The sequence below is a fragment of the Paramagnetospirillum kuznetsovii genome, assembly GCF_003284725.1.
GTDB classification, from domain to species: Bacteria; Pseudomonadota; Alphaproteobacteria; order Rhodospirillales; family Magnetospirillaceae; genus Phaeospirillum; species Phaeospirillum kuznetsovii.
The window spans coordinates 126294-139590 of sequence record NZ_PGTO01000006.1 but is presented as its reverse complement, the minus strand read 5'-3'; the positions used below and the strand labels follow the sequence as shown (position 1 = coordinate 139590).

Annotated in this window: 14 protein-coding genes; 7 read left to right on the top strand and 7 right to left on the bottom strand. The window is 62.6% G+C overall.

The annotated features are described in order from the left end of the window. Nucleotides 1-86 precede the first annotated feature (86 nt). On the bottom strand, nt 87-548 hold the full coding sequence (locus CU669_RS10295) for a CoxG family protein (protein ID WP_239988659.1): 462 nt from the start codon (nt 546-548) through the stop codon (nt 87-89). Between the two features lie 77 nt (nt 549-625). On the opposite strand from CU669_RS10295, the gene CU669_RS10290 reads away from it, so the two are divergent. Together CU669_RS10290 and rpoH are read left to right on the top strand one after the other, a co-directional pair. Further along, nucleotides 626-1522 carry a DMT family transporter gene (locus CU669_RS10290; protein ID WP_239988658.1) on the top strand — a complete coding sequence of 299 codons (897 nt, stop codon included), beginning with the start codon at nt 626-628 and terminating at the stop codon, nt 1520-1522. Between the two features lie 439 nt (nt 1523-1961). Continuing rightward, nucleotides 1962-2828 carry an RNA polymerase sigma factor RpoH gene (gene rpoH / locus CU669_RS10285; RefSeq protein WP_112144326.1) on the top strand — a complete coding sequence of 289 codons (867 nt, stop codon included), beginning with the start codon at nt 1962-1964 and terminating at the stop codon, nt 2826-2828. Here rpoH and CU669_RS10280 read toward each other — a convergent pair. The 3 genes from CU669_RS10280 to CU669_RS10270 form a co-directional block, all read right to left on the bottom strand. Beyond that, nucleotides 2818-4989 carry a PAS domain S-box protein gene (locus tag CU669_RS10280; protein ID WP_112144324.1) on the bottom strand — a complete coding sequence of 724 codons (2172 nt, stop codon included), beginning with the start codon at nt 4987-4989 and terminating at the stop codon, nt 2818-2820. The two genes, rpoH and CU669_RS10280, sit on opposite strands and share 11 nt — an antisense overlap. A 192-nt stretch (nt 4990-5181) precedes the next feature. Further along, nucleotides 5182-6027: a hypothetical protein gene (locus CU669_RS10275; RefSeq protein ID WP_112144323.1), complete on the bottom strand. Its 846-nt coding sequence runs from the start codon at nt 6025-6027 to the stop codon at nt 5182-5184. 144 nt (nt 6028-6171) lie between these two features. Further along, nucleotides 6172-6507 carry a rhodanese-like domain-containing protein gene (locus tag CU669_RS10270; RefSeq protein WP_112144321.1) on the bottom strand — a complete coding sequence of 112 codons (336 nt, stop codon included), beginning with the start codon at nt 6505-6507 and terminating at the stop codon, nt 6172-6174. A 178-nt stretch (nt 6508-6685) separates the two neighbouring features. On the opposite strand from CU669_RS10270, the gene CU669_RS10265 reads away from it, so the two are divergent. From CU669_RS10265 to aroC, 5 genes are all read left to right on the top strand, one after another. Continuing rightward, nucleotides 6686-7165, top strand: coding sequence for a hypothetical protein (locus tag CU669_RS10265; RefSeq protein WP_112144319.1), 480 nt, complete (start codon nt 6686-6688; stop codon nt 7163-7165). Nucleotides 7166-7335: 170 nt separating this feature from the next. Beyond that, nucleotides 7336-7545, top strand: coding sequence for a cold-shock protein (locus CU669_RS10260; protein WP_112144317.1), 210 nt, complete (start codon nt 7336-7338; stop codon nt 7543-7545). A gap of 129 nt (nt 7546-7674) precedes the next feature. Continuing rightward, entirely contained in the window at nt 7675-8109 is a 435-nt protein-coding gene (locus tag CU669_RS10255) for a CBS domain-containing protein (RefSeq protein ID WP_112144315.1), read from the top strand. Nucleotides 8110-8210: 101 nt separating this feature from the next. Beyond that, nucleotides 8211-9023 carry an enoyl-ACP reductase FabI gene (gene fabI / locus CU669_RS10250; RefSeq protein ID WP_112144314.1) on the top strand — a complete coding sequence of 271 codons (813 nt, stop codon included), beginning with the start codon at nt 8211-8213 and terminating at the stop codon, nt 9021-9023. 151 nt (nt 9024-9174) lie between these two features. After that, nucleotides 9175-10263, top strand: a complete 1089-nt coding sequence (gene aroC, locus CU669_RS10245) for a chorismate synthase (RefSeq protein WP_112144312.1) — start codon at nt 9175-9177, stop codon at nt 10261-10263. Nucleotides 10264-10272: 9 nt separating this feature from the next. On the opposite strand, the gene CU669_RS10240 is transcribed toward aroC, so the two are convergent. The 3 genes from CU669_RS10240 to CU669_RS10230 all read right to left on the bottom strand — a co-directional run bounded on the left by CU669_RS10240 (nt 10273) and on the right by CU669_RS10230 (nt 13270). Beyond that, nucleotides 10273-10680 (bottom strand): nuclear transport factor 2 family protein, encoded by a 408-nt coding sequence (locus CU669_RS10240; protein ID WP_239988657.1) that lies wholly within the window; start codon nt 10678-10680, stop codon nt 10273-10275. A gap of 143 nt (nt 10681-10823) precedes the next feature. After that, on the bottom strand, nt 10824-11396 hold the full coding sequence (locus CU669_RS10235; protein WP_192884607.1) for a YqgE/AlgH family protein: 573 nt from the start codon (nt 11394-11396) through the stop codon (nt 10824-10826). A 71-nt stretch (nt 11397-11467) separates the two neighbouring features. Then, complete coding sequence (locus tag CU669_RS10230; protein ID WP_112144310.1) at nt 11468-13270, bottom strand: diguanylate cyclase; 1803 nt, start codon at nt 13268-13270, stop codon at nt 11468-11470. Nucleotides 13271-13297 lie beyond the last annotated feature (27 nt).

Sequence of the window (13297 nt, the reverse complement as noted above, 5' to 3'; positions counted from 1 at the left end):
TTGCGGTGGGGAAGAATCCATGACTTGCACCTTCATGTGTCGCAACACTACGTTTTGTTACATATAGTATTGGACCAATATGCGAGTCATATGCAATCAGGTTTCGACCCGAGGCGATCATTTAGGCGACTAAAAAATTCGGCGGCGGATTTCGAGGCGACGCCGTGAAGCAGGCGCCCTCCCACCGAGGCCAGCCGCCCGCCGATTTGACCGACCGCTTTCCAGCGCAGCAGTGTGCCGCCGCCATCATCGGCCAGCGATACCCGGGCGGAGCCGCCGACAAAGCCAGCGACGCCCCCCTGGCCTTGGCCTTTCAGGGTATAGGCCTCGGCCTCGACGACGTCCTCGAGGGTCAGGTGTCCAGAGAACCGCGCCGCCAGCGAGCCGACACGGACGGCCACCGTGGCCGCATAGGTGGTGGTGCCGGTCTGTTCCAGCTTCTCGCAGCCAGGGATGCAGCCCGCCAAGACCACGGGATCGTTCAATGCCCGCCAGACCTCCGCCCGAGTGGCCTCGATCTTGTGCTCGCCGTCGAAATCCATGCTCATCCCTCATGTCCGCCGAGCACTATCGCACGAAGGCGACCGACGTGTCAGAGTGCGCACAGCTCAGTCGGGAGATTTTCGTGAATCCTCGGGCCGTCATCCTGCTCGCCCTCCTGGTCGTGATCTGGGGCGCCAATTGGCCGATCATGAAGATCGGGCTCGGCCATGTTCAGCCGCTTTGGTTCGCCGCCATCCGGCTCGGCCTCGGCGTCCTCGCCATGGTGGCGATCCTGCTGCCCGGCGGGCGGCTGCGGCTGCCGCCCCGCGAGGACTGGCCGGTGGTGGCGTCCATCGGCATTCTCAACATGGGCCTGTTCATGATCCTGACCAATATCGCGCTGTTGGTGGTCCCTGCCGGTCGATCCTCGATCCTTGCCTATACCACGCCGCTTTGGGTCGCTCCCGGCGCCGCCTTTTTCCTGGGCGAACGCCTGACGCCCGGCAAGCTGGCGGGATTGGGACTTGGATTGGCGGGATTGTTGGTCTTGTTCAATCCGCTGGGATTCGACTGGAGCAACGCGGATGCGCTGTTGGGCAATGGGCTGCTGCTGCTCGCCGCCTTGGTCTGGGCCGCCACAATCTTGCATGTCCGCCACCATCGCTGGCGGGCTTCGCCGCTGGAATTGGCGCCCTGGCAAATGCTGGTGGGCTGCGTCATGGTGTCGGCGCTGGCGGCGGCGGTCGAGGGCAAGCCCGCGCCCGACGGCAGTTTCGAACTGGCCTGGGTCATGATCTACAACGGCGCCCTGGCCACCGCCTTCGCCTTCTGGGCGGCTGTCACCGTCAATCGCCTGTTGCCCGCGCTGACGGTATCCCTAAGCTTCCTATGCGTCCCCGCGGGGGGAATGGTGTTCTCGGCCCTTATCCTGGGAGAGGGCGTTTCACTGACCAACGTGGCCGGACTGGGCCTGATCGTCGCGGGCGTCGCGGCGGTCGCGGTGGCGGGGGCTCGGGAATCAACAACCCCGCCCCGGTAGGAAGCCCGGGGCGGGGCATATGGTCTTTGACATTCCGACGGAGCGGTCCGTCGATTGGGGCTCTTGGCGTTCGTTCGGCCCGTTCGATCATTGGGAGGCCGAGGGAGTGATCTGATAATGAACTGATTCTAAAAGCCCCGATTCGCATGATTCGAATGGCTGCCATGCAAAGGACGCGGCAAGCCACCGAAATCGCCTCCACTCTTGATTTCCCGGTGACGTGTTAGCATAATGTTCGTGTCGATGCCCATCTTGGGATCGACGGACACGAAACTTCGGGACGCCGCCCCCTGGGTGGGTTCCGAGTCATGTTGCTCAGCAGGAGGATATGACGATGTTTATCGAACGGCACAATACCGACTAGCGACCTTTCCCGCGTTCAAAGACGCCCGTCCCGCCTTGGGACTTTGGGCGACGATTTTAACGGTGGAGGAACGTCATGTCGGCCATTTCGCTTCCCGTCGTCAGCAGCGACGACGGACTTTCAAAATATCTTCGTGATATTCGCGCCTTCCCCCTGCTCGAGGTGGAAGAGGAGTTCATGCTGGCGCGTCGCTGGATCGAGTACCAGGACACCGACGCCGCCCACAAGCTGGTCACCAGCCATCTGCGCCTGGTCGCCAAGATCGCCATCGGCTATCGCCATTACGGCCTGCCGGTGGCGGACCTGATCTCTGAAGGCAATATCGGCCTGATGCGGGCCGTGAAGAAATTCGACCCTGAAAAGGGGTTCCGGCTGGCCACCTATGCCATGTGGTGGATCAAGGCCTCGCTCAACGAGTTCGTGCTGAATTCGTGGTCCATGGTCAAGATCGGCACCCTGGCGGCGCAAAAGAAGCTGTTCTTCAACCTGCGGCGCATCAAGTCACGCCTGCGGCTGCTGGAGGGCGGCGATCTGCCGGGCGAGCATGTGAGTGCCATCGCCAAGGAACTTCATGTGGAGGAAGGCGACGTCGTCGCCATGAACCGCCGCATGGCGGGGCGCGATACCTCGCTCAACATCCGTGTCGGTGAAGGCGGCAGCGAGATTCAGGATCTGCTGCCCGATATGGCCGAGAATCAGGAAGCTTCCTATGCCAAGCGCGAGGAACTGAGCAAGGGCCGCGTCCTGATTTCCCAGGCGCTGGACATCCTGACCGAGCGCGAACGCGAGATCTTCGTCGAGCGCAGGCTGCGCGACGACCCGCTGACCCTTGAGGAATTGGGCGCCCGCTACGGCGTCTCGCGCGAGCGAATCCGCCAGATCGAGGTCAAGGCCTTCGACAAGGTCCGCGAGGTTGTCCAGGCGGGCTTCGTCAGCGGATGACGCATGACGGGGGCAGGGTGACGGTGATCGTCGTGCCCTGCCCCAGCACGCTATCCACCGCCATGGACCCACCCAGGGATTCGGCGAGATGCAGGCTGAGCGGCAAGCCCAGCCCGGTTCCTTCGTATTTTCGCGCCAGACGGCTGTCCACCTGACCGAACAGGGTCATGGCCTTTGATATGCCATCGCCGTCCATGCCGATGCCGTTATCGACCACCCCAAAGGTGATGCCGCCTTCGGGCGTGCGGCCGACCCGCAAGGTCACCCAACCGCCCTCGGCGGTGAACTTGACGGAATTGCCCAACAGGTTGATCAGGATCTGCTTGAGGCGGCGGGCGTCGGTGCGGATCGTCGTGGGGGCATTCGTCAAATCCATGTCGAGGCGAAGATTGCGCTTTTCCGCCCGCACCTGGATCAGACGCTCGGCCGATTGAACCAGGCTTTCCACGTCCACGTCCTCGAAATGCAAGGTCAGGCGACCGGCCTCGACCGCCGAAATATCCAAGATATCGTTGATGATGGCCAGCAGGTGGGCTCCGGACTCGTAGATGCTGGCGGCATAGTCTCGGTGACGTGGCGAACACTCATCCTCGCGAGCCTGCATGGTGATCATCTCGGAAAAGCCGAGGATGGCGTTGAGCGGCGTGCGCAGTTCATGACTCATGGTGGCCAGGAATTCGGACTTGGCCTTGGTGGCCTCGTCGGCCAACCGCTTGGCGTTGCGAAGTTCCGTCTCGGTCCGGGCGCGTTCGGTGACGTCGATCAGCACGCCGATATGGCCGTTGGCGCCTTGGCCCGGAGTGGCGAAGCCAACCTTGGTGATCAACACCCGGCGCTCCTCGTCATCGTGGGGCAGGCTGACCTCGTAGATCATCTCTTCTTGCTGGTCGCCATCGCCCGCCGCCATGCGCTCGGCCGCGTCCGGCGGCAGGATATCGTGCCAGCGAAGACCGAGAATCGCCGCGGCTTCCACGTCGAAGAATCGGTAGAGGGCGGAATTGGCCCGCTGGATGGCGCCATTGGCATCCACGAAGAAGATGGGGAGCGGGATTGTGTTGATCAGCTTTTCCAGGAATTCCCGCTCGTGCTGAAGGGCGTCCTGGGCCTTCCTGCGGTCGGTGATGTCGCGAATGACACCCACCGTCCCCACGTAATTGCGCTGCTGCTCCATCCCTTCGCCGTACAGCCCCGAACTGCTGATTTCCACCACCATGGGGGAATGGGCCAGCGGCTTGATCTCGCCATGTTCGGCCACCATGCCCGACTTGGTCTTCAGGCGGACTTCCAATCCGGCGGTCATGCGCTGGCCCGAGCGGCGCTCGTCGAACAGCTTCGGCGGCGCCTCGCCGGGGGCCACGCCCGTCTTGGCGACGGCGGTGTCCCAACTGACCGATGGCAGTTGCTCCGGCGTGATGATTTCCTTGAAATGGGTGCCGATCAGTTCGCCGCGATGATAGCCGAGACGTTCGATCGCGCTGTTGAGGAAGCTGAACCGACCGTCGGAATCCAGGCGATAGACGATGTCGGGGACCGTTTCCACCAAACTGCGGAAACGCTCCTCGGACATTTTCAGGCTGTCCAGACTGGCCGCCAGCTTGGCGTTGATCTCATTCAGCTCGCGCTGCTTTTCCTCCAGGATCTTTTTTTGCGCCAGCGAGTGCTCATAGGTGGACACGAACATATCCAGGATGTGCTTGCGGCTGGCCGTGATGGTGTGGCGTTCCTCGTCGAAGATGAATTCGATGGCGTTATCGTCGTCGTCACGCCCCGCCGGGCGGGGGGCCGCGCTGCGCGCCAGAAGTGTCTTGATCTTCCGCAGCAGGAAGCCTTCCTCGTATGGCTTGGTGATATAGCCGTCGGCGCGGGCTTCCAGGCCATGAATGATATCGTCGGAATTGCTGAGGTCGGTCAGCAGGACGATGGGAATATCGTGCAAGAGCGGATCGGCCTTGGCCTTGGCGCAGAATTCGAAGCCGCCCATGATGGGCATGGTGATGTCGCTGATCACCAGATCGGGCTTATGCAGCCGCGCCATTTCCAGTGCCTGCTGGCCATTGCCGGCGATGGCGGCCTGATAGCCGTTCTCGGTCAGCAGATATTCCAGCCGAAAGGCCTGGGTCATACTGTCTTCGACGATTAGAACCCGTGAATTATCCACCATGGTAGACAAACGTCATATCACGGCCAACGTGATTGAGGGCGATATAGAGATGCAAAACTATTGATCCACTCTAAATCTCGCAACTGCGATAACAGCCGAACAAAAATTCATGATTCATGATGGCCGAGACGACCATTCCTTTCAATATCGGAATGGTTCCAACGACCCTATTTCCATGAATTTTGGAAATGGCTACCTGCCCCCCCAGGGCTGTATGGTCACGAGCCGGAGCCCCGCCGGAAGCTTCGCCCGCGCAAGGTCCATGTCGGTGGGATTGACCGGAATGCGGACCGGACCGGCGGCAAGGGGCAGTTCCACCACCCGACCACCGGCCGCCTCGTCGAGATAGGACACCAGACGCGTGGCGCTGATGGTGGCCCGCAGCATATTGGCCCTAAAGGAATCATCGGCCACCAGCACGACCCGACGCAGCACGCGACCGGGCGCCGCATAGCTGATGACGGCCACGCCGCCTCGGGCGGAAAATTCCTCGTCGGCGATGGCCAGGGCCGCCATCCGCCGCGCCTCGGGCTCGAAGGTGAACTGGGCCATGGGCATGTCCGAATCGAACAGCCGGTTACCGTCCACCAGGGAATAGGCCGTCTTGCGCCCACCGCGCTCGGCCCAGAACATGCTGTCTTCGCCCACCGAAGCGGCACCGGCCTGGGCGCGGATGCTGTACAATGGAGTCTTGCTGAATTCCGATGGCGCCCCCATGGGCCAAGCGTCAAAGCTGGCCAGCCCTTCCCCATCCTCGCCGACCCTGATCTGCATGCGCGCCAGCAGCCGCCTCGGCCGCGGCTCGCCCACCATGGGAACGCTGAGAAGATTGTAGGTGGTGTTGGTCAGACGGGTGATGTAGCGGCCGTTCTCATCGCGGATGAAAAAGCTGGAACCGCCTGATAATCCGGCGGATTCATGGCCCATATTTCCAAGGGCCATCATGCCGAAGCCGACTCCGACAAGGATCGGCATGGTAAACAGAGTCACCAAAGCGGCGAAAATAAGACCCGCGACAAAAGGCCACGTACTGCGCATGCCTTCTCCCTAAGCGTGGCGCCCCCCGAACCGCGCCACCTTACGCTGCCCCGCCATCCACCGCAACCCGCCTGCCCCATGAAGAAAGCCGCCTCTCGCTGGCGAGACGCGGCTTTCGAAGGAAACATCGGAGATCGGTGAGAATCAGGCCTGCGCGATAGTGGGAAGACCCGCATCGCGCCATGCGTTGAGCCCACCCTTGAGGTGGATGGCCCATCCTTGACCGGCGGAAATAAGCTTGCGGGCCACCGCCGCCGAACGAACGCCGCCCAGGCAGGAGATGATCACCTTCTTGCCGGCGAAACTGGGCCAGGTGTCCACCTCGAAGTCGCTCATGGGCGACAGGACGGAGCCTTCGATATGCGCCTCGGCGTATTCCTCTTCCTCGCGGACATCCACCAAGACGGCCTCGCCGGAATCCAGCATCGCCTTGACGGTTTCCGGCTCCAACTCGATCAAACCGACTTCGGATACGCTCATGATAGGGCCTCTCGCTCGGGGCATTTCAACAGTCAGTCACAGTGATACGACGTATCATAAATTTATTCAACACAATTTTATCGGCTGAAATAAATTCATCGCCTTATATAACGCTATTTTACTGTATTTAATGCCCGCATTGACGCGGCGGAGCCAACGCCCGTAATCTCCCGCTGCCATGCGTATCCGAATTACCCTTCTGCTGATTTTGGCGACCGTCCTCGCCTTCCCGGCCGCTGCCCAGGACTTTGGCCGCCCGGTGGCTCAGGTGGCGTTGCAACCGCTGCCCGAGGCGGAAACGCCGGACATCGAGGCCGTGCTGCGGGCCAATTGGAAGGCCTATTATAATACCGGCGGCCAATTCGGATTCTTCCGTGATCAGGTTCGCGCCGGTCGCATCGACCTGAACGAGGACGGCCAGGCGGAATTGTTCATTCTGATCGATTCCCCGGCATGGAACTCGGCCAAGGGCCAGCCCCTGTTGGTGGCGCGATGGACGAGCAAGGGCTGGGCAACCGTTGGCTGGAGCTTCGGCGATTCCGATGGAGTCTTCGTGACCGCGCAGCGCATTGACGGCTGGGCCACCATCGAGACGCCGTCCCAGTGGCTGCGGTGGAACGGGGTCGGTTATCAGGCCCTGGACAAGCCCCGCCGCTGATTGACCTTGTAATCGGGCCTGGCCTGGCCCATGCTTGTTCCATCTTTCTTCCTACCGTGGGATTTCCGTTCGCGGAAATTCGACGCCGCTTCTTAGGTGTCATCGCTGGTCGAACGATCAAAACCCCGCATGAGGTCATGCGGGGCGAAACTGTATTATTGGAGAATTCCATGCCGACTGGCACCGTGAAGTGGTTCAACAGCACCAAGGGTTATGGTTTCATTCAGCCCGAGGACGGCTCCGCCGACGTCTTCGTTCACATCTCGGCCGTCGAGCGCGCTGGCATGAGCAACCTGAATGAAGGCCAGAAGCTGAGCTATGAAGCCGAGCGCGACCCCCGCAAGGGCAAGACCTCGGCGGTGAACCTGAAGGCCGAATAGGCTTTTCGGGCAACCGGATGATAAGGGGCGCCGTCGAAAGATGGCGCCCCTTTTTCGTTGCGACATTGATGACGATGCCCACAGGCGCCATATTGGAGACAAAGAAAACACCACAGGGGAGAAGCTTCCATGCCCAATCGTCTTATCCGCGACGTCATCAAGAACCAGGCCGTGCTGAGCATGGCGCCCACCACCACCGTCATCGCCGCCGCCCGCGAAATGAAGAAGCGCAAGGTCGGTGCCGTCATGGTCGTCGAGGACGCCAGGCTGACCGGTATCTTCACCGAGCGCGACGGCCTGTTCCGCGTCCTGGCGGAAGGCCTTAATCCCGATACCACCGCCCTGTCGGCGGTCATGACCGCCAATCCCACCACCATCACCCCCGACCGCAAGCTCAGTCACGCCTTGCACATCATGAATGACGGCGGCTTTCGGCACATGCCGGTGACCGAGGGCGGCATTCCGGTGGGCATGGTCTCCATTCGCGATGCCCTGGGCTCGGAGTTGTCCAATTTCGAACGGGAAGTGGCGGCGAAAAGCGATCTGAGCGAGATTCTCGGATAGCCGCTAACGCCTTTGCCCCTATCCCCGTTTCGTGTATGAAGATGCCGAAGGCAGGCTTTTGGCCGCTGCTCCGCACCACCTTTGCTGAACGAGGACTCCACATGACAGCTCCCGCTCCCCTGATGGCCGGCAAGAGAGGCCTTGTCATGGGCGTCGCCAATGATCGCTCCATCGCCTGGGGCATCGCCCAGGCCGCGCGCGCCCAGGGGGCCGAACTGGCCTTTACCTTTCAGGGTGAAGCACTGGAAAAGCGGGTCCGTCCGCTGGCCGAAAGCGTGGGCTCCAAGCTGGTGCTGCCCTGCGACGTGTCCGACGAGGCGTCCATCGACGCCGTCTTTTCCACCATCGAGAAGGAATGGGGCAAGCTGGACTTCGTGGTCCACGCCATCGGCTATTCCGACAAGGAGGAACTGCGCGGCCGTTATGCCGACACCTCCTTGCAGAACTTCCTGACCTCCATGCACATCTCGGTGTTCTCGTTCACCTCGGTGGCGCGCCGGGCCTCGGCGCTGATGCCCGATGGCGGCTCGCTGCTGACGCTGACCTATTACGGCGCCGAGCGGGTGATGCCCCACTACAACGTCATGGGCGTCTGCAAGGCGGCCTTGGAAGCCTCGGTGCGCTACCTCGCCGTCGATCTCGGCGGCCAGAACATCCGCGTCAACTCGCTGTCGGCCGGTCCCATCAAGACCCTGGCCGCCTCGGGCATCGGCGATTTCCGCTACATCTTGAAGTGGAACCAGTACAACAGCCCGCTGAAGCGCAACGTCACCCTGGACGATATCGGCGGCGCCGGTCTCTACCTGCTGTCCGACCTGTCGTCGGGCGTGTCGGGCGAAACCCATCATGTGGATTGCGGCTATCACGTGGTCGGCATGAAGGCGGTGGACGCCCCCGACATCGCGGTGGTGTGAGAGCGAAGACACGAATGAGCGGAGCGCAGCGACTGGGCCGTTGAAGCCCCGCCGCTCGTGCGGCAAAAGCCAAGCCCCACGGAGGTGGGGCGCCCGGCCCAAAGGTCCGGGCGACGCATGCGTCGCAGGACGATTGAGGGGAGCTTCATAAATGTCCGGCAACGCCTTTGGCCACCTGTTCCGCTTCACCACCTTCGGCGAAAGCCACGGGCCGGCGATCGGATGCGTGGTCGATGGCGTTCCCTCGCTGATTCCATTGACCGAGGCTGATATCCAGGTCTGGCTGGACAAGCGCAAGCCCGGCCAGAACCGCTTCACCACCCAGCGCCAGGAAGCCGACGAGGTCCGCATCCTGTCCGGGGTGTTCCAAGGCCTGACCACCGGCACCCCCATCGGTCTGCTGATCGAGAATACCGACCAGCGGTCCAAGGATTACGGCGAGATCAAGGACAGCTTCCGTCCCGGTCACGCCGACTGGGTCTATCAGCAGAAATACGGTATCCGCGATTATCGCGGCGGCGGGCGGTCCAGCGCGCGGGAAACCGCCCTGCGGGTCGCCGCCGGAGCGGTGGCGCGCAAGGTCTTGCACGCCCTGGCGCCGCAACTGTCCATTCGCGGCGCCATGGTCCAGATGGGCCCCCACCGAATCGACCGCGCCGCCTGGGATTGGAGCAAGACCGAGGCCAATCCGTTCTGGTGCCCCGACGCCACGGCTGCGGCGGCCTGGGAAGGCTACCTGGACGGCATCCGCAAGGCGGGGTCGTCCATCGGCGGCGTGGTGGAAGTGGTGGCGTCGGGCGTTCCGGTGGGCCTGGGCGCCCCGGTCTACGACAAGCTGGACGCCGATCTGGCCAAGGCCATGATGAGCATCAACGCCGTCAAGGGCGTGGAAATCGGCGCCGGTTTCGAGGCCGCAATCCTGACCGGCGAGGACAATGCCGACGAGATGCGCATGGGCAACGACGGACAGGTCAAGTTCCTGTCCAACCGGGCGGGCGGCATCCTGGGCGGCATTTCCACCGGCCAGGACGTGGTGGTCCGACTCGCGGTCAAGCCCACCAGCTCCATCCTGACGCCCAAGAAGAGCATCGATATCCACGGAAACGAGGTGGACGTCTCCACCAAGGGCCGCCACGACCCCTGCGTCGCCATCCGGGCGGTGCCGGTGGCGGAAGCCATGATGGCCATTACCCTGGCCGATCATCTGCTGCGCTTCCGGGCGCAGTCGGGCGGGTTCTAGCCCCCGCCCCTAATTCCCTTCGGGCATGCTGTGCCACCACAGGCGCGCCTCGGCGCACAGACCGTCCACCAGACGGGCCTGAAGAATGCCGTCCAGCACCATGCGGGGCAGCGGATCGCCAGGCTTGCGAGCCACCAGATTGGTCCCCGTCGATTTGGCCCAGATCTGGAACAGTTCCTCGGACGCCACCTGATAGGTGACGTGCCAGTGGGCCAAAGTGTCGGACAGAACCTCGTAGGTGACCTGAACGTCTTCTTGAAGCTGCACCCGCTTCCAATACTCCATCAGCTCGGCGGTGCCGTTCTGAACCTGGAAGGGCGTGTTGTGGTAGCGTCCGTCCGGTTGAAAGAGAGCCGCGAACTTGGTGGGGTCACGCTGTTCCCACGCGGCCTTGTACCCTTGCATGAACCGATTCATGTCCAGTCTCGCTCTCGCCGTGGCTGCCGGATTATACCAATCGTCATTTGAATTGACCCGCCTGCGGCCGGGACGGCCGTGCTCCGAGAATGGCGCCCCGTTGGGAGCGCGGGCGTCTCGCCCGCCCCCGGAAGGCAAAAGTCTCAGGCGTGCCCGGCATCGGCCGACAGCAGGCCCACATCGATACCCAGCTTGTGGATGGCCTGTTCGTATTTGTGTTCGAGATCGCGACCGAACAGCAGATCGGCATCGGCCGGAACGTTAAGCCAGGCGTTCTCGCGAATCTCGGAATCCAATTGCCCCGATCCCCAACCGGCATAGCCCAGCGCCAGCAGGCTCTGGGCAGGTCCGGTTCCCTCGGCCATGGCGCGCAGCACGTCCACGGTGGCGGTCAGGGCCACCCCGTCGGCCACCATCATGGTGTTTTCCTGGGCGTAATCGGTCGTGTGCAGCACGAAGCCGCGACCGCTTTCCACCGGGCCGCCGAAATGGATGCGGATCTGGTCGCATTCGGGCGTGGGCGGGATGTCCAGCTGATCGAGCAACTGAGGAAAGGTGATGCCGCCGAACAGGCGGTTGACCACGATCCCCATGGCCCCGTCGGCATTGTGGGCGCACAGATAGACCACGCTGCGGGCGAAGCGCTCGTCCGACATCTGGGGCATGGCGATGAGAATTTGACCGGCGAGATAACCGGAGGTCTTTTGAACAGGCATGGTTCTCAGATAAGCCGGTATTGACCCAAAAGCAAGTGGGGCGATCCCCATTCACCCATGATCGCCCCGCCTCAGGCGACGGCGGCCTCTTGCTCGATCACCCGGTTGCGACCGCTTGCCTTGGCCCGGTAAAGGGCGGAATCGGCGAAAGCGATCAGTCCATCGGGTCGGACGTCGCAACTCACCCCCTCGACAGCCGGATCGCCAAGGGCGAAGCAGGACACTCCGACAGAGATGGTCACCTCGGACGCGGTCTCGGACGCGGCATGGGTAATGTGAAGCGCCAGCACCGCCGCCCGCATCTTCTCCGCCAAGCGGCGCGCATCGTCCAAACCGCAAGACGGCAGGATGACGCTGAACTCCTCGCCGCCATAGCGGGCGACCAACTCGCCGGGGCGCTTGACGGCGCCAGCCAGGGCGCCCGCCACCGCGCGCAGGCATTCGTCCCCGGCCTGATGACCGTAATGGTCGTTGAACCGCTTGAAATGATCCACATCGACCATGAGCAGCGACAACGGCATGCGCGACCGGCAAGCGCGCCGCCATTCCTGGCTAAGGGTCGTGTCGAAGGCGCGGCGATTGGCGACGCCGGTCAGCCCATCCACCGAGGCGAGGTGGCGAAGCTGATCCTCGGCCCGCTTCCGTTCGGAAATATCCTGGTGGGCGATCACCACCCGGGCACCCGAGGGCGCATCCGCCCGCAGGACGCTCATCACGAACCAGCGCTTCTCCGTGGGCGAATCGCAGGCGTATTCCATGCCGAACCGGTCGCAGCTCCCATGCAGGACCGAGCGGATACCCGCGGCGGCGGCGGCGGCCTCTTCCTGCATGGCGCCTTTGACCCGGTCGCACACGGCCAGATAGTTGACGCCGATGCCCGCCAGAAGATGGTCGCCGTCATTGGCGACCAGAAAATCCTGCCAGCGTTGATTGGTGGTCAGGATGTTTCCCGTCTCGTCGATGACGCAGACATGCTCCAACAGCGCGTCCAAGGTGGTTTGCGCCAATTGCCGCTCGGCCCTCAGGGCGCTATTGGCGGCGTCGAGAAGATCCTTCTCCTCCTCCAGGGCCCGCATCAACTGCTCTTGGCTGAAAGCCGAGGCGAAGGATTTGGTGGTGAGCAGGGCGCTCACGACGCCCCAGCTGATCACCGAGAACCCGGTGGCGAAAATGGCATGGGCCAGCCACCACATGTGATCCCACGGCTTGGCCAGGATGAAGGCGACGGCGGCCTGGGCGAACAGCAGCAGCGCCACTCCGTAATAGCGCATCAGCGGCGAAGCGATCCGCCGGACCACCATGACCGCCACCGCCCCCAGGCACAGGATGGCCGCGCCGCTTTCCATGGGCATGCGCACCCAGGGGCTGGCGGCGATGGGGGAATAGGCCAGCACCGGCACCGCGGCGGTCACGACGCAGCACAGGCCCAGCGCCACGCGCCAGAACCCCCGTGCCTGAACGGCGGCCACGTCCTCGGCCGGCTTGCCATATTGGACCAGGCCATAGACCAGACAGCCCAGCATGACCAAGCGCGAAACCGGACCGAACAATAAGAACAGCCAGATATTGTCATGGGCGGTTCGGGTCAGAAGACCGTGGGGGGCATAGATCACCGTGAAGGCAAGAAAGCCCATGGTGAGCCAGCGCAAGAAGATCTCGCCCGATTCCCGGTAACTGCGCCACGACACATAAGAAACGAAAATTCCGATCACGGTTGCAATGGCAATAGCAATCTCGTGAAAGAGGTGGTTCTCGAAGAGCGGTGCTGGAACTGGTGTAAAATTCTGCAGATACCAGATGGCAAAGGCAGGGAACAACGCCACGGCAAGTAGCTGGGCCGATTGATACAGGCGGGCGAGTGTTTCGATCCTCATAGATGCAACTCGAATAAATGTTTGCCG